Genomic DNA, 17,781 nt, shown 5'->3' on the forward strand with positions numbered 1-17,781 from the left:
CTGTATTTTACTGTCTCTGGGCCCGGCAAACTTGTATATAAACGCATAAACGCGGTTCTGCCTATGCCTGTAACCAAGCGAAAACGGAACAGTGGTTACAAAACTGAATATCGATTGTTACACTCGAAAGGATTCTGGGTCATGTTATTCAGGCAATTCATCTTACTTATTCTGCTCTCTGGCACAGCCTTTGCCGGAGACAGAGAACAGTTGGTGATCCTGACCACCGACAATCCCGCGTTGCTCTCTCCCAGCATCGAGCGCTTTCAGCAACATTACCCAACTCTGGATGTTCAAATCCTACAACGTCGTGAAGCCGATGGTCTGGCCTTGCTCGCTGCACCCGACCACAATGTTGATGTCGTCTTTTCTTCCTCAATCCGGCTGTTCAGCCCCCTGACAGAACGCAAGGCCCTGCTCCCAGTCGCCAGTCTCACCCAAGACAGGCATCCGATGGATACTGAACATGTCGCGGTTCTTGGGTACTCCGGCTGCGGCATGATCTGGAACCAACGCTATCTGGACAGGCATCAACTTCCTCAGCCTGAACGCTGGGAAGCGCTGACCGATCCCCTCTATTACAACCATCTGGTGATGAGCAGCCCCTCGCGCTCCACCACAACGCATCAAATGGTCGAAAACCTACTGCAACGCCACGGCTGGGATCAAGGCTGGGGGCTGCTATTACAGGTTGGCGGCAACCTGAATCAAGTTTCAGCCAGTAGTGAAAAGGTCAGTCACATGATTGCCAGCGGGCAGGCGGGCATTGGTCTGGTCATTGATAGTGACGCCAAAGCACAGCAGAATCTGTTTTCTTTTGTGCAATTCCGCTACCAACCTGACAGCTTCATCCTACCCGGCTATATTGCAGCACTGTCTCCCGGCTCTCCTTCACCGAACGGGAAAGACTTTGTCCAGTTCATGCTTACAGAATCAGCACAAAAGCAGATAACACAAGCACCGATGTATAAACGGCGTCGCCATGAGCCCCTCCTGTTTGATGGGACCACATTCCCGCTCGATCAGAAATTGCTGCATCAGCGTGCAATCCTCGTCCAGCAATTGTTCGATATCAGTATCAGTAAGCAGCTTCCCCTGCTGAACCAAGCCTGGCATATGATTCATGAGGTCCGGCAACTCCCCGACCTCGACCCGCATCAGGCAGCCCAACTGGCGCGCGCAGTAACACTGGCATCCACCCCGGTCGTTCGTCACGAACAGGCCAGTCAGCCACGTTACCTGTCTTTGCAGGATCCCAGCCGCCACCCGGTGTCCGCCCAGCAGGTTGAACGGTTACAAAATGAGATGAGTCGTCAGCTCCAGGAATCGATTCAGCTATCACAAGCCGTCCTCTTGTCTCTGAAGCAGGTGCAGTAATGCTCAAGCGCAAAACCATTGGCAACCGATTAATCAGTGCGATTAGCCTGATGGCCTTCCTGAGTATTGGCGTCAGCTTAATTGCGCTGATCACCTGGGAGAACCTGGATGATCAAATTGATGCAATCGTCAGCAAGAATCTGCCCACACTGCGTGCCAGTTATCATCTGGAACGGAATACCGCCTCACTCAAAGACAGCCTGCATAAAATCAGCTTTAACAAAGATCCCGCGCGCCATGCCGAACTCAGACAAAACATTACGCAATCGGCCGGGCAAATTACCGAGTCCATTGCCAATACAGCCAGCCTGGCTTCCTACCCAGCGCTGAAACTTGAACTGGAAACGTTGCTCCAGGATATTGAGGACTATACAGATCTGCTCAACAAGCGAACCACCTTATTGCTGATCCTGGCGCAATCAGAAGCCCGGCTGAATTGGTTGCACCTCAACATCGTCGAAGAACTGGTGCCTATCCGACAGGAACTGGAATGGCAACTGACAAGATTGGATCCCAACCAACTGGATGATGAGAAAATCCGGTCGATGATTCATGAGTTTTCTCTGTTGCAATCCATCACGATTCGGGAAAACGAACTGCACCAGTTGGTCAAAGACATATTTATGGAATTCAAAAACCGGGATATTTCCAATACCTTTCAGTATATTGGCCACAGAACAACGCAACTGAAAAATATGGGAGATGTGCTCAGCCACTACCCGTCAACCTCACTTTTTCGCCAGCACCTCGATGAAATGATCCGTCAGGTCGAACCCAATGGTCCGGTGGAGCGACAGCTTCGAACCCTGTCCAGCCTGCAGAAGTCTATCCAAACATACGATAAAAAAATTCAGAACCGGCTGATTTATCAGGAAGAACTCATCCAGGCCATGGTGGATCAGGCCGACAGCTCTTTACTGGCGCTGAATGACCATACCCGACGTTCGGTGATCATCAGCAGCTATATTTTATTGGGGGTGGTACTACTGGCCATTACATTATCAGTGCTGCTGTCTATTTATCTGGTCAGCCGGGGGATTGTCACACGTCTGAACCAGCTCAGCCACGATCTTTATGCGGTCGCCCACGGTGATCTAAACGCAACCATTCAGGTGGACGGCGATGATGAAATCGGCCTGTTAGGCGGCAGCTTACGTCAGTTCCGCCAGCAAATGCTGGAAATGCAGCAAAGCAATGCACTCAACCTGATCAATAATACTCAGGCGAGCATTATCACCTGCAACCTTGCCGGTGTTGTGGAATCAGTCAACCCCAGCGCACTGGCCCTTTTTCATGCCGACACCATTCCCAAGGGGCACACAGTATGGTCGCTCTTTAGCCACAATACGGAAACCCGCCTCAAGAGCTTGTTTCAGACGGGCAGTCTTTTGCAAAATAATCAGGCCTGTAGTCTGACCATCAGACATACGTACCATCATGAGCCGCGTTATCTCCGACTGGACTTTCGCCAATTCAGTCAGGGACACGAAGACAAAGTCATCATCACCATGACAGATATTACCGAGCAGGAAAGCGCCGCACGCTGGCTGGAAGGCATGGTGCATGAAAAAACGGAATCGCTGACCAAACGAAACCGCCAGCTGAAAGCCGAGGTTGAGGACCGCAAACGCATTGAAGCCGATTTGCGAGCGACCCAGGACGAATTAATTCAGGCCGCTAAAATGGCCGTCGTCGGTCAGACCATGACATCCCTGGCGCATGAACTCAACCAGCCGCTATCTGCCATGTCAACGCACCTGTTTGCCACAAAAATGGCGGTTGGTCAGAACAATTTTACGCTACTTCCTGCAAGTCTGGACAAAATGGAAAGTCTCACGGAACGTATGGGTCGAATCATCTCAAGTCTGCGAAATTTCGCGAAAAAACAATCGGCCAATCGTGCGGTTCAGGCGATCGATATTCAACAATCGGTCAGTCATGCTCAACAACTGATTGAAAATCGTATGAAAGTCCAGCAAACCACCCTGCTGTGTCACATCGACAACAGCTATCAGGTCATGGCTGATCCCATTCAGTTTGAACAGGTTTTAGTGAATCTGTTTGTCAACAGCTGCGATGCTGTCGCGGGCAGCGACACCCGTGAGATCCATGTCGACGTTCTCGACAGTCACGCAGATCAACAGTCCGTCCGACTGGCTGTCAGCGATACCGGCCCCGGCTTTGCGGCCAGCATCATTGAGAAACTATTTATTCCCTTCACCACCACCAAAGACGTGGGACTGGGACTGGGGTTAAACATTTGCCGCTCTATTATGAACAGAATAGAGGGTGACATTTACCTTGCGTCAACATTGCAAGGAGGCGCTATGGTCGTTTTGGAGTTAAAGAAGTATGACGATTATCGATAACATTGAAGTGCTGATCATTGATGACGATCAGGATGTTGTAGATGCTTATCAGCACCTGCTTGAGGTGGCTGGTTATCAGGCAAAAACGGCCACAAACCCACAACAGGCACTTGCCCTGCTGCACAAAGACTGGCCTGGCGTTGTGATCACAGATATGTACATGCCGGGCACCAGCGGTAAAGATGTATTGCATCGTGTCAAAGCCCTGGATGACAGTTTACCCGTTATCATGATCACAGGTCACGGCGATATTCCCATGGCTGTTGATGCCCTGAAAAATGGTGCTGTCGACTTCCTGCAAAAGCCGTTACAGCCGGCCGAACTGATGGCACTGCTCGAAAAACACCTGCCGAAGCGTAAGCAGCTGATTGCACACCGAAAAAGACTGCAACAAACGGCAAATGATGTCCTGCTGGGCGACAGTCCGCTCATCGTGAAAATTCGCGAGCAAATCACCCTGGCGGCCAATAACAATAAAGACGTCCTGATCGAAGGCGAAACCGGCACCGGGCGACACACAGTGGCAACCCTGTTACACAATCACAGTGAGATTAGCAAAGGGCCTTTCATTAAGCTGTGTGGTTCCAGAGTGGAACGGACACCGGATCTGCAAAGAGCCATGATTAACGCTCGTGGTGGCAGTATCTGCATTAACAACCTGCCCGCGATGCCACCGGAATCTCAGCGCTGGTTGTGTCGCTTTCTGCTGGAACAGGAGCGGCTTGGCAAACGTGAAGTCAGGGTGCTGGCCATTATTGAGGGCACAGCAGAAGGCGCTGTAGAACGTGAATCTCTGGTACCAGAGTTATTTTATTTTCTCAGTCAGGTCCGTTTTGTGCTGCCACCGCTACGCCAGCGGTCCACCGACATCACTCCTTTATTCAAGTATTTCCTGAAGGCCAGCTGCCAAAAGCTGAATAAACACGTTCCTGTCATTGATAAAGCCTACATCAATACACTGAATCGTCATCAATGGCATGGCAATGTACTTGAACTCCGTAACGTCGCCGAACTCTATGCCATCGGCATCGTCAAACTGGCCGGGCAGGAACGCACAAAACCCTTAGATCAAATGAGCAGTCCGCTCGATGACCTCATCGACAGTTATGAGAAACAGGTCATTGAAGATGCCCTCTACCTGTTTAGCGGTCGTATCAATGACGTCTCAAACTATCTGCAAATTCCGCGGAAAAAACTATACCTGAGAATGAAAAAGCACAATCTCGACAAAGCTGATTACAAAGCGAGATAACGCAGATAAGCCACGAAACAGAAAGGCCGGAGCATGCTCCGGCCTTTCGTCACTGAATTCAGAAAATCAGAATTCGTAACGAATTCCCAATTGATAGAAATCTTCTTCCGCATCACCAAAATCTGCACCGCCATTGGTACCATTATCACCATCGCGGAATACATAGCTGGCGAACAGGGATGAACGACTGGTTAAGTGATACTGGGCTTCAAGCGTCGTATCTTTCAGTTCCAGGTTATCACCATCCGTATTCTCTAAGCTGCGGTAACCACCACGCAGTGTCCAGTCATCATTCAGATCGTAGATAGCAACCACTTCCCAGACTTCATCTTTACTTTTATTGGGTGCTCCCGTGTCCAGCTCGTCTTCAGAATATTCTGCACCCAGTGTAAAGGCTGCAATCTTATAAGTTGCGCCAATACCCCAGAAGTTGTATTCGTTACCACCTTTGTCTTCATTGTACTGATACGCCAATACCGGAGCTAAGCTACCGCCTTCTCCTAAATCCAAGGTATACCGGACGGCTGCGTTCATACCGTAGTCAAGCACTTGGTTAAAGCTATTTTCATCATTGTTACCGAAGATATAGGCAACAGAAAAGTCTAGCCCATTGACACTATTCTGGTATTGCAGCGTCGCATCCTGGCGAAAAACCTGCACAGCTGTGCCATCCACTCGGTTGACCTGACGTGCCGCTGCAATATCAGATAAAGCGAATACATCCGAGATATCGGTGAACATAATAAGACCAGACGCAACACGGCCACCGGTCACTTTACCCATTTCTTTACCGTCAATCCCAGCCCAGACATAACGTGGAGACAGGCTGTCGTCACCTGAATTCTCTGCTTCAGCTGCGCCCACCTGATACTCACCCCAGCCAATCACTGAGAACTGATCGTTAATTGGCTGTGAGCCTCCAAGACCAATTCGGGCATCAAATTCACCATTCGTATCATTATTATCAGCCCCTTTATCAGTAATGTTATACCCCAAACGACCATACACATTGACTTCGCTGCCATCTTCACCTTTGTAGATATTGGCTGCATAGCTCGCGCCACTGACAAAGAAGCTGGAAATGATTACCGCTGCTAGTGTTTTTTTCATTTTTGTTTCCTTGAGTAAATATCCGGGGCTTCCGACAGTGATGACGGTCACCCGAAGTACAAAGCAAGGCTGGAAACATCCGAAGCGGCTGCAGGGAAAGGCAGTTCAAGCCTGAAGCCAGCACCATAGAATTTTCACAACCTCAAAAAAGAGCATAGAGCAGAGATACACTTTATGCACAAATAGAGTAGCGCCACTCCCTGAATATGCCCTTAATAAAACTCTGCCTGTTTCATATTGATCTGCTTAATATTTTTCTGTGAAAAAGATCACTTTTTTCTCTTGCTCAATCGAGTATGCAATACACATATTCAGCGTCTGTATACGGGTTCTCTGACCGAATGAAACAAGGTACAATCCAGCGTTTTAAAATCGGTTTTCAAAATCGCTTTTCAACCTCGGTGCTCTCTCATGCCTTACCAATGCCCTTTATGTCATCAGCCTCTTGAACACCGGGACCATCACTGGCGGTGTCAACAAAATCATCAGTTTGATCAAGCCAAAGAAGGCTACGTTAACCTCATGCCAGCGCATCATAAAAGCTCGAAAAATCCGGGGGATAACAAAGAGATGATGCAGGCCAGAAGAGCATTTCTTGAGGCCGGCCATTATGCGACGATGAGAGACCAAGTGGTTGCACTGCTTCGTCAATACGCCCCTGCGGACAGTCTTCGTTTACTGGATATCGGCTGCGGAGAAGGCTATTACACAACAGCATTCAGTGCCCTGAGCGAATTGCATCCGGCGCTGGAAGTCCATGGGCTGGATATTTCCAAAGTTGCGATCCGATACGCAGCCAAACGCTATAAAGACTGTCATTTCTGTGTCGCGTCCAGTCATCGTCTGCCTTTTGCCGACAACAGTCTGGATGCCATGGTACGGATCTACGCGCCCTGTAAAGCAGAAGAGATTACCCGCACGCTGAAACCAGGCGCGATTCTGCTGACCGTGACCCCGGCAGCACGGCATCTGCATCAGTTAAAAGCCCTGATCTACGATGAGGTCAGACCGCATGACATTCAGCCAGAGACGCTGACCGGTATGTCGTTGCTTCACGAATCGCAGTTACATTACCCCATGACACTCAATGGCGCAGAAGCAACAGCCCTGATGCAGATGACCCCATTTGCCTGGAAAACCCCGGAGTCGGTCTGGCAATTTCTGGCGCAACAGCAGGTATTCAATTGCGAAGCCGATTTCACACTTCGCATTTACCAGCGCGCTGAAACGGAAGCGCAACAATCTAATTGAAATTAATTCTCATTAGTATTGAGTGTTCTGCCAGTCTTCTCTATCATAGCGCCGATAAACGAATACACTGACACGTCTATTTTGTGATAAATACCGAATCACAATGACGTTTCAGGCGAAAGGATGAGATGCATGAAGACTGGCTATGCCTTTGTACTGACAGCCCTGCTCAGTGGCTGCACAACACCGTCAGCACCGGTGGAGCAAGCTCCACCTGACACCTTTTACGATTACACCATTCGATCCCCTCAAGGCATTTCGCTGACAGAACAACAACTTGCTGATACGTTGTCTGACGCCGATATTGTACTGGTCGGAGAATGGCACAGCCATCCGGCAACGCACCTGCTTCAAGCCCGCTTGCTGGCCGCTCTGTATGCCAACCAACCCCGTCTGGCTTTATCAATGGAGCAATTTGCCCGGGATAAACAAAGTGTCGTGAATCAGTACCTCAGCGGGGAAATTGGTGAGCAGGCGCTGATCCAGCAAGGAAATGCCTGGCCAAACTATGAATCAGACTACCGGCCGCTGGTCGAATTTGCCCGTACACATCAACTGGATGTCATTGCCGCCAATGCCCCGAAATCAATCGTCCGCTGCGTGGGTCGCTATGGCGCCGATTACCTGAACCGTCTTCCTGCCTCAGAGCGCCAGTGGGTAGCTCAGTCACTTACACTGGAAAATGACAGTTACAAAGAAAGATTCACTGCGTCTATGCACCACGGTGATCAAGCCCAGACCGAGCGACAATTTGCCGCCCAAACCGCCTGGGACGACACCATGGCCGAAAGCATGGTCAACTACCTGCAAACCCATCCCGGTCACCAAATTCTGCACGTCGCCGGTCGTTTCCACACCGCGGAAGGATTAGGGACGGCTTCTCGCATCGCAGCCCGTCACCCTGAACTCAAAGTCGTCATGGTGACCCCAGTCACCCAGGATAGCCCCATTGCTGAAGGCGCATCTGATTTTCAGGTTGAAGTGCATCCCCTGCCCCCGCGCTATGTGCAGGAAGCCAATATGAAAGCAGCCTTCTCTCAGTTGGGCAAACGCAGTCGCCAGCTCACCTGCGTTGGTGAATAACCACCACTTCCTCAGGCAGCCGATACTGGCTGCCTGATTCATACTGCTTCAACATTCATTCTAACTGACTCATTCCTGATAAAATTGTTCATAAAACACGCAGCGCATTCACCACATTCATGCCGAGTGAGCGACAGTTCACTGTAATCACAAAAATACCAATAAAAAATATGTCACCAAAAACCAATCAAAACGTCTAACTTTTAACCATAAAATACCCCTCAATACGACATATAACACCAAAGTAATCCAATAAATCAGATGAACACCCCCAAACATTGTTACATTGTTGTTAATTTTTGGATGTTCTTTCTTTTCCCATTGAGCTAAAACATTATGCCAGTGATGGGTGTTTTGGATGGCATAGCCTGCGACCCGTCTCGTTATCACACCAGAACAAGGATTGGATTATGAAGGGAACCAAACTGCTTTCTGCGGCCTGCATTGCTGCAGCATTTGCGCTCTCAGCGACACCAACGTTTGCTGAAATGGCCAAAGTTGCCGTCTCTCAGATCGTTGAACACCCGGCGCTGGATGCCACCCGTCAGGGCTTACTGGATGGCCTGAAAGAAAAAGGGTACGAAGAAGGCAAAAACCTGGAATTCACCTATCAGACGGCTCAGGGGAACCCTGCCATCGCAGTACAAATCGCGAAACAGTTTGTCGGCGAACAGCCCGATGTTCTGGTTGGTATTGCCACCCCTACCGCACAGGCACTGGCTGCAGCCACCCGTTCAATTCCCGTTGTTTTCACTGCAGTCACCGATCCTGTCGGCGCAAAACTGGTGCGTAACACTGAAAAACCAGAAAGAAACGTGACCGGTCTGTCTGACCTCTCTCCGGTTGCCCAACATGTCGCACTCATTCAAGAGATCCTGCCCAATGCCAAACGGATTGGCGTGATTTATAACCCGGGTGAAGCCAACGCCGTCGCGCTGGTTGACCTGCTGCGCAAAGCCGCAAAAGAAAAAGGGCTGGAACTCGTTGAAGGAACAGCGCTGAAAAGTGCAGATGTACAATCGGCCGCTCAGATTGTTGCAGCCAAGTCCGATGCACTCTATGCCCCAACGGATAATACGGTCGCCAGTGCCGTCGAAGGGCTGGTCAATGCTGGCAATCAGGCGGGCATTCCTGTCATTGGTGCCTCCACAACTTATATTGAAAGTGGCGCACTCGCTGCACTGGGCTTCGACTACTATCAGGTGGGCGTTCAGACCGCCGACTATGTCGATGCACTGCTGAAAGGCAAGAAAGTCTCCGAACTACCCGTGAAAGTTGCGGTCGGTTCCGACCTGGCGCTGAACGAGAAAGTTGCAGCCAAACTGCACATCACTTTCCCGAAAACACTGCTGAGCCGCGCAACCTCAATCACCAAATAACCACACATCTCTCAGACACCGGCTAACCCGCCGGTGTCAGCAAGGAATAAGGAGTTGTTGATGTCTTTCTTTGCTTTGATCGGTACGCTGGAAATCGGCTTCGTATACGGCCTGGTTGCTCTTGGCGTTTATCTGACGTTTCGTGTTCTGGATTTTCCGGATCTGTCGGTTGATGGCAGTTTCCCAATGGGCGCCGCCGTTGCTGCAACCGCAATTATCGCCGGGGTCAATCCTTGGCTCGCAACAATGATGGCAATTCTGGCCGGGGGCATGTGTGGTCTGGTGACCGCTTTTCTGGCCGTACGCTGTGGCATCTTGCACCTGCTGGCCAGTATCCTGACCATGATCGCCGCTTTCTCGATTAACATTCGCATCATGGGTCGCCCGAACCTGGCACTGCTGGGTGATGACACCATTCTGACGCCCTTCGAAAACTTCGCTTATGACACGGGATTCGATGCCGGCCTGATCCGTTTGGCGGTCATTCTGGCACTGGTGATCTTCAGCGGTTGGTTTGTCGTTCGCCTGCTGGCCAGTGACTTCGGTCTGGGGCTGCGTGCTACCGGCGTGAACAGCCGGATGGTCAGCGCTCAGGGAGGGAATACTGCACTGTACACCTACTTTGGTCTGGCACTGTCAAACGCCTTTGTTGGTTTCTCCGGCGCACTGTTTGCACAGACAAACAATTTCGCCGATGTCACCTCGGGCGTCGGGACCATTGTCGTCGGTCTGGCGGCGGTCATTCTGGGACAAACCCTGATCCCGGGCCGGAAAATCTGGGTGGCTGTTGTTGCCGTCATTCTGGGTTCCGTCCTCTATCGACTGGCGGTCGCGTTTGCGCTCAGTACTGGCATGTTCGGTCTGAAAGCCTCCGACCTGAACCTGATCACCGCCGTCCTGGTAGCGCTAGCACTGATTGCACCGAAGATGAAACGCAATTTTCAGCGGAAGAAAAAACAGGTCGTTGCCACAAAAAAGAAGCTCGCGTAAGCCGGACCAGAAGGTAGGAACACTATGATTGAACTCAACAACATCCGCGTTACCTTCAATGAAGGCACTATCCTCGAAAATCAGGCGCTGCGCGGGGTCAACCTGACCGTCCCGGAACGCCAGTTTGTGACCGTCATCGGCTCAAACGGCGCGGGTAAATCCACCCTGCTGGGGGCTATCAGTGGCGAAACGCCGATGTCAGACGGGAAAGTGGTCATCAATGGCGTGGATGTCACCAGCAAAGCCGTTTATGAACGGGCACAGTACGCGGCCCGGGTTTTTCAGGATCCACTGGCGGGTACCTGTGCTTCACTGACTATCGAAGAAAACATGGCGCTGGCCACGCAGCGTGGCAGCCGGCGAACCTGGAAGCTGGCCCTGTCTTCCCAGCGAAGAAAACTGTTTCAGGAACGAATCAGTATTCTGGGATTAGGGCTGGAAGACCGACTGGGAGACAGTATCGGCCTGTTGTCCGGCGGGCAGCGTCAGGCCGTCAGTCTGGTCATGGCAACTCTGGCGGACAGTAAACTGTTGCTGCTTGATGAGCACACCGCGGCACTGGACCCACGGATGGCCGCTTTCGTGCTGGAACTGACCAAACGCGTGGTCGAGGAGTTTGACCTGACTGTCATGATGGTCACCCACTCCATGAAAGATGCGCTGGCCTATGGCGACCGAACCGTCATGCTCCATCAGGGTAATATCGTACTGGATGTGGCCGGTCAGGAACGGGCTAAGATGGATGTGAAGCATCTGCTGGACATGTTCAGCAAAGTTCGGGGGGAAGAGCTGGCAGATGACAGCCTGTTGCTTGGCTGATACCGATTCATATCAAACCACGAATATCCAAACCACAAATATCCAAACGATGAGGCGGGCTTGTTCCCGCCTTACTTTTCCTGTTCAGATTTACGCAACACTGCCCCCTGATATCCCCCCAGTTCGATGTAATTGATGGGTTCGCTTACACTGCCATCATAAAAGATCTGCTCATAAGTACCGGGGAGGGAAATTCGCATCGGTCTGGTTTCCTGAAAACGCTGCTGCCCGGCTTCCTGCACTGCCCGGTAGACCACCAGCCCATGCGTATAGCGCCGGGCAATCACCCCTTCTGCGGGCTGTCGACTGAACCAGCCACTGCGATAGAGCCAGAACCAGTTCGCCGGAATCACCGGATATGCGCCCAATGCCGGCTTTCTGCTATCCCCGCGCAACGAACCCGCCTGCCACCAGACAGCTTTATAACCTTTCGGGGCTGCAACGGGAATGCCCAGATCCACCTTTAGCATCCCAAATGGCTGATAAACCCAGTTTTTAGGCAAACCGGGTCGGGACCAGTCACGGGCTGTCGTATTCGCGCTGTCATAAGTCAGACTGCGCCCCCAATTATGGTAATACGTCAGTCCCGGCTGATTGAACAGGTAATAGAGTGCCAGTCCAGTTTCCACATCACGCGTCCAGGCCTTGCTGTTACCGGGATGCAAATCACTGTAACCATCTCGCATGGAAACCATCAACACACGCTGCGCCCCATCCGCACTCAGGGCAAAGGGCTGCCAGCTTTGCTGCAACTTGGCCAAGCCCATTGCCGGCGTGATTAAACGAGGCCGCACCCAGACATCCACCAACCCTTTTAATGCAACTTCCGGTGCATTTTCCTGCCACAATGCGAGTCCTGAGACATCTGCAGCCAGCACGGGCGGGGATAACTGACGCTTGAACATACCAAGCACGACCATCAGTGACTCAAAGTAGGCATCCTCTGCCTCCGGTGTTCCTGCGACAAAAGGGAGTTCCAGAAGCTGGCCGCCACTGACGACAGACTGGTTTCTGTCTGTCAGCAGTGGCTTCAACTGTTGCAGGTAACCACCTGCGGCACCCTCGCGGCGCCAATGATATCTGTACCATCCTATCAACAGATTCTGAACTGCCGGATCGCTCAGATTCACCCGGTACGCACAGGAAGATGTCGGGTGACGGCCACGAACGAGCACCCGAGCCTGATAGGGAAAGCGGGCGCTCGCGGAAAGATTCACCCGACTCTGGAATTCATCGTCGCTGAGCAATCCGTTTTGATCTTTATCATTCACCGGATCCCAGCCAGGAACGAACAAACCATTGGCGTCCTGAGTCAGCCAGGGTTGCAACCGAAGCGAAGCGACACGGGTTTCCTGCGGCCAGCGCAATGCGATCGTCCAGGCGGCCTCAGATGTAGCTCCCGTCAGTACAGATGGTTGCCATCCTTCTGGCATCGTCAGATACCCCGTATATCGGGTTTCGCCCTGCTGCTGCCAGCGCACATCAAGCAGTTGCCAGCCGATAGGACTTTGCCACAGTAGTTGCGCCGGGGGCCTATCGACTTCCAGCTCAAGTACCGTGAAAGGCTCATCTGCTATCAGAATCAGGGACTGTGATTCCAGCAGATTGACCGGCAGATTTGCCGGACTGAACTGGCCGTTCAGCTCAGTTAAGAACTGCCGGGGCTGCGGCTCAGGCAGCTCTGGAAACGAGGATGATGCCAAACCCTGCCACGACAAACGGGTGTCCTCGGCATAGTGCAGAAACAGGCGTTCAGCATCCACGTCCGCTAAATCTGCCTGACGTGAAAGCCACTTGCGCTGCAAATCTGAGTCACAGGCCAGATCCTGAAGCCGAGATGGAAACAGAACATGGCTTTGTTGATTCAAAGCCGGAGACTGCCAGCTTCCGAGCACCAAATCGGCATGGTGCAGTTCCCACTGCTTTACGGCTTCAGCCGAGTGAAAGCGTGACGTCGAGAGCGGTTCTTCCCATCCACCGGGAAAAAGCCAGGCGGCTCCCGTTGACGGATAAACCTGTGCCTTCACAGCGCAGGCCAGCAAAATCATCAGTAAACAAATCAGTCTTCCGCAACGCATTCTGCTCCCTCAAGGCAGCGGGAATCAGCTTTAGCTTAGCGTGAAAGACAATACGATGACGGGTTAAAAATTGGACAAAAAAGCCGTGCGCAATGCACGGCTTCAAAGAAGGCTAAATCCCGGGCTACCAGCCCATCCAGTGGCCCAGTCCCCATAGCGTAATCATGGCCATGAAACCGGCCAGAATGTCATCGACCATGATCCCCACGCCGCCGTGGACATTTTTATCCAGCCAGCTGATCGGCCAGGGTTTCACCATGTCGAAGAAACGGAACAGAATAAAACCGCTGATCACCCAGGGCAGGCTCATCGGTGGTGCAATCGCCATCGTGATCCAAAAGCCGACAAATTCATCCCAGACAATACTGCCATGGTCATGAACCCCCATATCCTGTGCGGTTCTGTGGCAGATGTAAATCCCCACCAGTGCCGCTATCAGGGTGATGCCCAGATAAGCCGCGTAAGGCAATTGGATCAGCAGATAGTAGAATGGCACCGCCGCCAGTGTTCCGACTGTGCCGGGCACCACAGGTGACAGACCACTGCCAAATCCGGTTGCCAGCAAATGCCAGGGATTACTCAGTTTGATATACAGTTTGGGATCTCGCACAACTTACCCCGAGAAATGATCGTATCCATGCAGTTGCCAGTCAAGCGGCAACCCGTTCCTTTCAAGTGTCACACGGTCTCCGGTCCGGATGCTTCCGATACAGGTCGCCTTTACACCCGCGTGAGACAGTGCCACATCCAATGCTCCCCGCTGATGAGCCGGCACCGTAAAGCAGAGTTCGTACTCTTCACCACTGGTGAGCGCCAGCTTACCGGCGGCATCCAGATCACCACCACAGAACGCGAGCAGTTCGGCAGAGAGCGGCAATCGCTCAACATCAATCACCGCCCCAACATTCGACCGGCTAAGAATATGTCCCAGATCAGCGATCAGGCCATCAGAAATATCCAGCGCAGCCGAGGCAATCCCGCGCAGCGCCTGTCCGGCCAATACCCGAGGCTGAGGCTGGTAATGCCGATTCAGCAAATGTTCTGCCAGCTCAGGATCAGTACCCGTCACCTGCTTCAGCAATACAGCCAGCCCAGCTGCGCTGTCGCCAAGGTTGCCGGTGACATAAATCAGATCACCCGTTCCGGCACCATGCCGGGTCAGCGCTTGTCCCTGAGGCACAAAGCCCTGCACGGTCAGTGTCAGGCTCAAGGGACCTTTCGTTGTATCACCGCCAATGAGCTGAACCTGATAGTAATCGGCCATCTCGAAAAAACCGTCACAAAAGCGGGCCAGCCAGGCTTCGTCTGCTTCAGGCAGAGTGATGGCCAGCGAGACCCAGGCAGGTGTCGCCCCCATCGCCGCCAGATCACTTAAATTGGCTGCCAGTGCTTTCTTCGCCACCAGCGCCGGATCCATCCCGGACAGGAAATGATTTCCGCAAACCAGAGAATCAGTACTGACGGCCAGCTGGCAGCCCGGCGGGACTTCAAGCAAAGCACAGTCATCACCAATCGCCAGCGCAACATCACTCCGCTGAACGGGCTGACGGGCAAAATACCGGGCGATTAAATCGAATTCGTTACTAGCCATAAAAGGTCAGAAGTTCTTGATGGTCGTTTTACCCAGAAAAAAGGCCAGCAGAGCTGGCCTCAGTTTCGTTTTCAAAAAACGATTATGCTTTTTTACGCAGAACAGGTGCAAGCTTATCCAGCACCCCGTTCACAAACTTGTGACTGTCTTCAGCACCGAAGACTTTCGCCAGTTCGATAGCTTCGTTGATCACAACTTTGAAGGGTACGTCTTCACGTTTCATGATTTCGTACACGGCCAGACGCAGCAGCGCCAGTTCCATCTGATCCAGATCCTGCAACGGACGCGACAGATAAGGACGCATCTTGCTGTCCAGTTCCTGATGGTTCAGCACCACACCAGTGAACAGATCACGGAAGTACTCCACATCAGTTTGTGGTGCAGCCAAAACGGGTGCATCCGCCTGATGCGCTTCTTCTTCAAACTGTTCGCCTGACAGAAAATGCAGTTCGATATCGGCAGCATTTCCTTTCGTAATTTGCCAGGAATAAATAGCCTGGATAGCAAAGTGTCGTGCGTTACGACGTGCGGCTGGTTTCACACTAACCCCCATTAGGATTCAATTTGGGACAGGACATTTACCATCTCAAGCGCGCTGAGTGCAGCCTCTGCCCCTTTATTACCAGCCTTGGTACCGGCACGCTCGATGGCTTGTTCAATTGTGTCTACAGTCAGAACACCAAATGAAACCGGAGTGTTGTACTCCAGAGCCACCTGAGCCAGACCTTTATTACATTCACCGGCAACATACTCGAAATGCGGAGTACCGCCACGAATCACAGAGCCCAGTGCCACGATGGCATCATAGCGGTCGCTTTTTGCAACTTGCTGGGCCACCAGAGGCAGCTCATAAGCACCAGGACAACGAACAACGGTAATGTTGTCGTCGCTTACCTGTCCCTGACGTTTCAGTGCGTCCAGCGCACCTTCCAGCAGGCTTTCATTGATGAAACTGTTGAAGCGACTGATAACGATAGCAATTTTTGCGTTGGGTGCCGCGATGGCGCCTTCGATTACCTTCATGGGCCTTCCTGTGACTATGTCTTTTCTTTCCGGATTGAGAAACCGCGGGAGTCTATCACAATTTATACGTGATACCAATTGACTTCACTGTCAAGTCATAAACCGCGGTAAAGTGCGATCCCGATTCCGGCTCAGAGATGAATGAAAACAATATGTTAAATGTATTTCGGGTTCGGAAGCCCACGGCTCCTTCACCCTCAGTGACAAATATATTCCACCACTTCCAGCCCGAAGCCGGACAGTGAATGATAGCGCTGAGTACTGGATGACAGCAGACGCATCTTGCCAATGCCCAGATCCGCCAGGATCTGCGAACCCACACCGACCTGACGCGATGGATTCTTCGGATTCAGCTTCACACTTGGCTCGCCATCTGCCTGAGAAGCCATCTGCTTCACTTTCGTGATCATGCCCTCTTGGGTTTCATGACGATTGAGAATCACCATGACGCCGCCTTCATCCGCAATCCGCTGCATTGCCGAAGGTAAAGTCCACTGGGACGCGCCGGAATGCAGAATGTCTTTAAACGTATCCTGCAAATGCACTCGCACCAGCGTCGGGTTGTCTTGCGAAACACTGCCTTTGCGCAAGGCATAATGAATCTGGTTATCGATGGTATCGCGATAAGTGATCAGATCGAACTCACCAAATTCGGTCGGCAACACGCATTCAGCCACACGTTCAATCGTCGTCTCATTGTTATTGCGGTATTCAATTAAATCAGCAATCGTGCCCAGTTTCAGACCATGCTGTGCCGCAAAGACTTCCAGATCCGGGCGGCGGGCCATGGTGCCATCCGGGTTCAGAATTTCAACAATCACACTGGAGGGTTCTAATCCGGCCAAACGGGCCACATCACAACCCGCTTCGGTATGACCGGCACGGGCCAGAACACCGCCTTCCTGCGCCATCAGCGGGAAAATATGCCCAGGCATCACGATATCTGCCGGGGACGCGTCTTTGGCAACCGCAGCCTGTACGGTCCGGGCGCGATCAGCCGCAGAAATACCGGTTGTCACCCCTTGGGCCGCTTCAATCGAAATCGTGAAATTAGTACTGAATTGCTCGGTATTGTCCTGCACCATCAAAGGCAGTTTCAGCTGCTCGCAACGCGCACGGGTCAGCGTCAGACAGATCAAACCCCGGCCATGGGTTGCCATGAAGTTAATCGCATCAGGCGTGATTTTTTCTGACGCAATAATCAGATCACCTTCATTTTCCCGGTCTTCGTCATCCATCAGAATGACCATTTTGCCCTGACGGATATCTTCGATAATTTCCTGTGCGCTACTTAACGCCATGTTGCAATCCCTCACCTTAGTTATTCGTTATGATGGCGGCTACTTAGCCGAGGAAGCCACTCCGGGCCAGAAGTTCCATGCTCAGCTCTGACGAACCGCCCGCCTGGGCCGCTTTGTCTCCCAGCATCAGGCGCTCCAGATAACGTGAAATCACATCC

The 17,781-nt window shown here is 52.0% G+C and carries 15 protein-coding genes; 8 read left to right on the plus strand and 7 right to left on the minus strand.

Annotated elements, in window-relative coordinates:
• Nucleotides 1-141: 141 nt before the first annotated feature.
• The 3 genes from EA58_RS05300 to EA58_RS05310 are packed head-to-tail and all read left to right on the plus strand — an operon-like array spanning nucleotide 142 to nucleotide 4,998.
• On the plus strand, nucleotides 142-1,377 hold the full coding sequence (locus EA58_RS05300; protein ID WP_036749925.1) for an ABC transporter substrate-binding protein: 1,236 nt from the start codon (nucleotides 142-144) through the stop codon (nucleotides 1,375-1,377).
• Entirely contained in the window at nucleotides 1,377-3,746 is a 2,370-nt protein-coding gene (locus tag EA58_RS05305) for an ATP-binding protein (protein ID WP_036749929.1), read from the plus strand. Before EA58_RS05300 ends, EA58_RS05305 begins: the two co-directional genes overlap by 1 nt.
• Nucleotides 3,730-4,998: a sigma-54-dependent transcriptional regulator gene (locus tag EA58_RS05310; protein WP_036749931.1), complete on the plus strand. Its 1,269-nt coding sequence runs from the start codon at nucleotides 3,730-3,732 to the stop codon at nucleotides 4,996-4,998. The genes EA58_RS05305 and EA58_RS05310 overlap by 17 nt, the downstream gene beginning before the upstream one ends.
• Nucleotides 4,999-5,064: 66 nt before the next feature.
• Here EA58_RS05310 and EA58_RS05315 read toward each other — a convergent pair whose 3' ends face one another.
• On the minus strand, nucleotides 5,065-6,108 hold the full coding sequence (locus EA58_RS05315) for a porin (protein WP_036749932.1): 1,044 nt from the start codon (nucleotides 6,106-6,108) through the stop codon (nucleotides 5,065-5,067).
• 411 nt (nucleotides 6,109-6,519) lie between these two features.
• Here EA58_RS05315 and rlmA point away from each other — a divergent pair, with 411 nt between their 5' ends.
• The 5 genes from rlmA to EA58_RS05340 all read left to right on the plus strand — a co-directional run bounded on the left by rlmA (nucleotide 6,520) and on the right by EA58_RS05340 (nucleotide 11,630).
• Nucleotides 6,520-7,359, plus strand: coding sequence for a 23S rRNA (guanine(745)-N(1))-methyltransferase (rlmA, locus tag EA58_RS05320; RefSeq protein WP_036749935.1), 840 nt, complete (start codon nucleotides 6,520-6,522; stop codon nucleotides 7,357-7,359).
• A gap of 132 nt (nucleotides 7,360-7,491) precedes the next feature.
• A complete protein-coding gene (locus EA58_RS05325; protein WP_036749938.1) occupies nucleotides 7,492-8,442 on the plus strand; it encodes a ChaN family lipoprotein in 951 nt (316 codons plus the stop codon).
• A gap of 410 nt (nucleotides 8,443-8,852) precedes the next feature.
• Nucleotides 8,853-9,821, plus strand: a complete 969-nt coding sequence (locus EA58_RS05330; protein WP_036749942.1) for an ABC transporter substrate-binding protein — start codon at nucleotides 8,853-8,855, stop codon at nucleotides 9,819-9,821.
• Between the two features lie 60 nt (nucleotides 9,822-9,881).
• On the plus strand, nucleotides 9,882-10,811 hold the full coding sequence (locus tag EA58_RS05335) for an ABC transporter permease (protein ID WP_036749945.1): 930 nt from the start codon (nucleotides 9,882-9,884) through the stop codon (nucleotides 10,809-10,811).
• Nucleotides 10,812-10,835: 24 nt separating this feature from the next.
• Nucleotides 10,836-11,630: an ABC transporter ATP-binding protein gene (locus EA58_RS05340; protein WP_036749950.1), complete on the plus strand. Its 795-nt coding sequence runs from the start codon at nucleotides 10,836-10,838 to the stop codon at nucleotides 11,628-11,630.
• Nucleotides 11,631-11,701: 71 nt separating this feature from the next.
• Here EA58_RS05340 and EA58_RS05345 read toward each other — a convergent pair whose 3' ends face one another.
• From EA58_RS05345 to ribBA, 6 genes are all read right to left on the minus strand, one after another.
• Nucleotides 11,702-13,708: a hypothetical protein gene (locus tag EA58_RS05345; protein WP_036749951.1), complete on the minus strand. Its 2,007-nt coding sequence runs from the start codon at nucleotides 13,706-13,708 to the stop codon at nucleotides 11,702-11,704.
• A gap of 124 nt (nucleotides 13,709-13,832) precedes the next feature.
• A complete protein-coding gene (gene pgpA / locus EA58_RS05350) occupies nucleotides 13,833-14,318 on the minus strand; it encodes a phosphatidylglycerophosphatase A (RefSeq protein WP_036749953.1) in 486 nt (161 codons plus the stop codon).
• A 3-nt stretch (nucleotides 14,319-14,321) separates the two neighbouring features.
• The gene (thiL, locus tag EA58_RS05355) at nucleotides 14,322-15,299 is read right to left on the minus strand and encodes a thiamine-phosphate kinase (protein WP_036749956.1); all 978 of its coding nucleotides are present in this window, start codon (nucleotides 15,297-15,299) and stop codon (nucleotides 14,322-14,324) included.
• A gap of 82 nt (nucleotides 15,300-15,381) precedes the next feature.
• Complete coding sequence (gene nusB, locus EA58_RS05360) at nucleotides 15,382-15,852, minus strand: transcription antitermination factor NusB (protein WP_036749959.1); 471 nt, start codon at nucleotides 15,850-15,852, stop codon at nucleotides 15,382-15,384.
• Complete coding sequence (gene ribH / locus EA58_RS05365; RefSeq protein WP_036749961.1) at nucleotides 15,852-16,322, minus strand: 6,7-dimethyl-8-ribityllumazine synthase; 471 nt, start codon at nucleotides 16,320-16,322, stop codon at nucleotides 15,852-15,854. The genes nusB and ribH overlap by 1 nt, the downstream gene beginning before the upstream one ends.
• 197 nt (nucleotides 16,323-16,519) lie before the next feature.
• Entirely contained in the window at nucleotides 16,520-17,623 is a 1,104-nt protein-coding gene (gene ribBA / locus EA58_RS05370) for a bifunctional 3,4-dihydroxy-2-butanone-4-phosphate synthase/GTP cyclohydrolase II (RefSeq protein WP_036749962.1), read from the minus strand.
• Between the last annotated feature and the right edge of the window lie 158 nt (nucleotides 17,624-17,781).

This window comes from Photobacterium galatheae (genome assembly GCF_000695255.1).
In the GTDB taxonomy this organism is placed as follows: Bacteria; Pseudomonadota; Gammaproteobacteria; order Enterobacterales; family Vibrionaceae; genus Photobacterium; species Photobacterium galatheae.

Coding starts and splice junctions, on each gene's coding strand:
- EA58_RS05300 (WP_036749925.1), top strand. CDS start 142: ATGTTATTCAGGCAATTCATCTTACTTATTCTGCTCTCTGGCACAGCC.
- EA58_RS05305 (WP_036749929.1), top strand. CDS start 1,377: ATGCTCAAGCGCAAAACCATTGGCAACCGATTAATCAGTGCGATTAGC.
- EA58_RS05310 (WP_036749931.1), top strand. CDS start 3,730: ATGACGATTATCGATAACATTGAAGTGCTGATCATTGATGACGATCAG.
- EA58_RS05315 (WP_036749932.1), bottom strand. CDS start 6,108: ATGAAAAAAACACTAGCAGCGGTAATCATTTCCAGCTTCTTTGTCAGT.
- rlmA (WP_036749935.1), top strand. CDS start 6,520: ATGCCTTACCAATGCCCTTTATGTCATCAGCCTCTTGAACACCGGGAC.
- EA58_RS05325 (WP_036749938.1), top strand. CDS start 7,492: ATGAAGACTGGCTATGCCTTTGTACTGACAGCCCTGCTCAGTGGCTGC.
- EA58_RS05330 (WP_036749942.1), top strand. CDS start 8,853: ATGAAGGGAACCAAACTGCTTTCTGCGGCCTGCATTGCTGCAGCATTT.
- EA58_RS05335 (WP_036749945.1), top strand. CDS start 9,882: ATGTCTTTCTTTGCTTTGATCGGTACGCTGGAAATCGGCTTCGTATAC.
- EA58_RS05340 (WP_036749950.1), top strand. CDS start 10,836: ATGATTGAACTCAACAACATCCGCGTTACCTTCAATGAAGGCACTATC.
- EA58_RS05345 (WP_036749951.1), bottom strand. CDS start 13,708: ATGCGTTGCGGAAGACTGATTTGTTTACTGATGATTTTGCTGGCCTGC.
- thiL (WP_036749956.1), bottom strand. CDS start 15,299: ATGGCTAGTAACGAATTCGATTTAATCGCCCGGTATTTTGCCCGTCAG.
- nusB (WP_036749959.1), bottom strand. CDS start 15,852: ATGGGGGTTAGTGTGAAACCAGCCGCACGTCGTAACGCACGACACTTT.
- ribH (WP_036749961.1), bottom strand. CDS start 16,322: ATGAAGGTAATCGAAGGCGCCATCGCGGCACCCAACGCAAAAATTGCT.
- ribBA (WP_036749962.1), bottom strand. CDS start 17,623: ATGGCGTTAAGTAGCGCACAGGAAATTATCGAAGATATCCGTCAGGGC.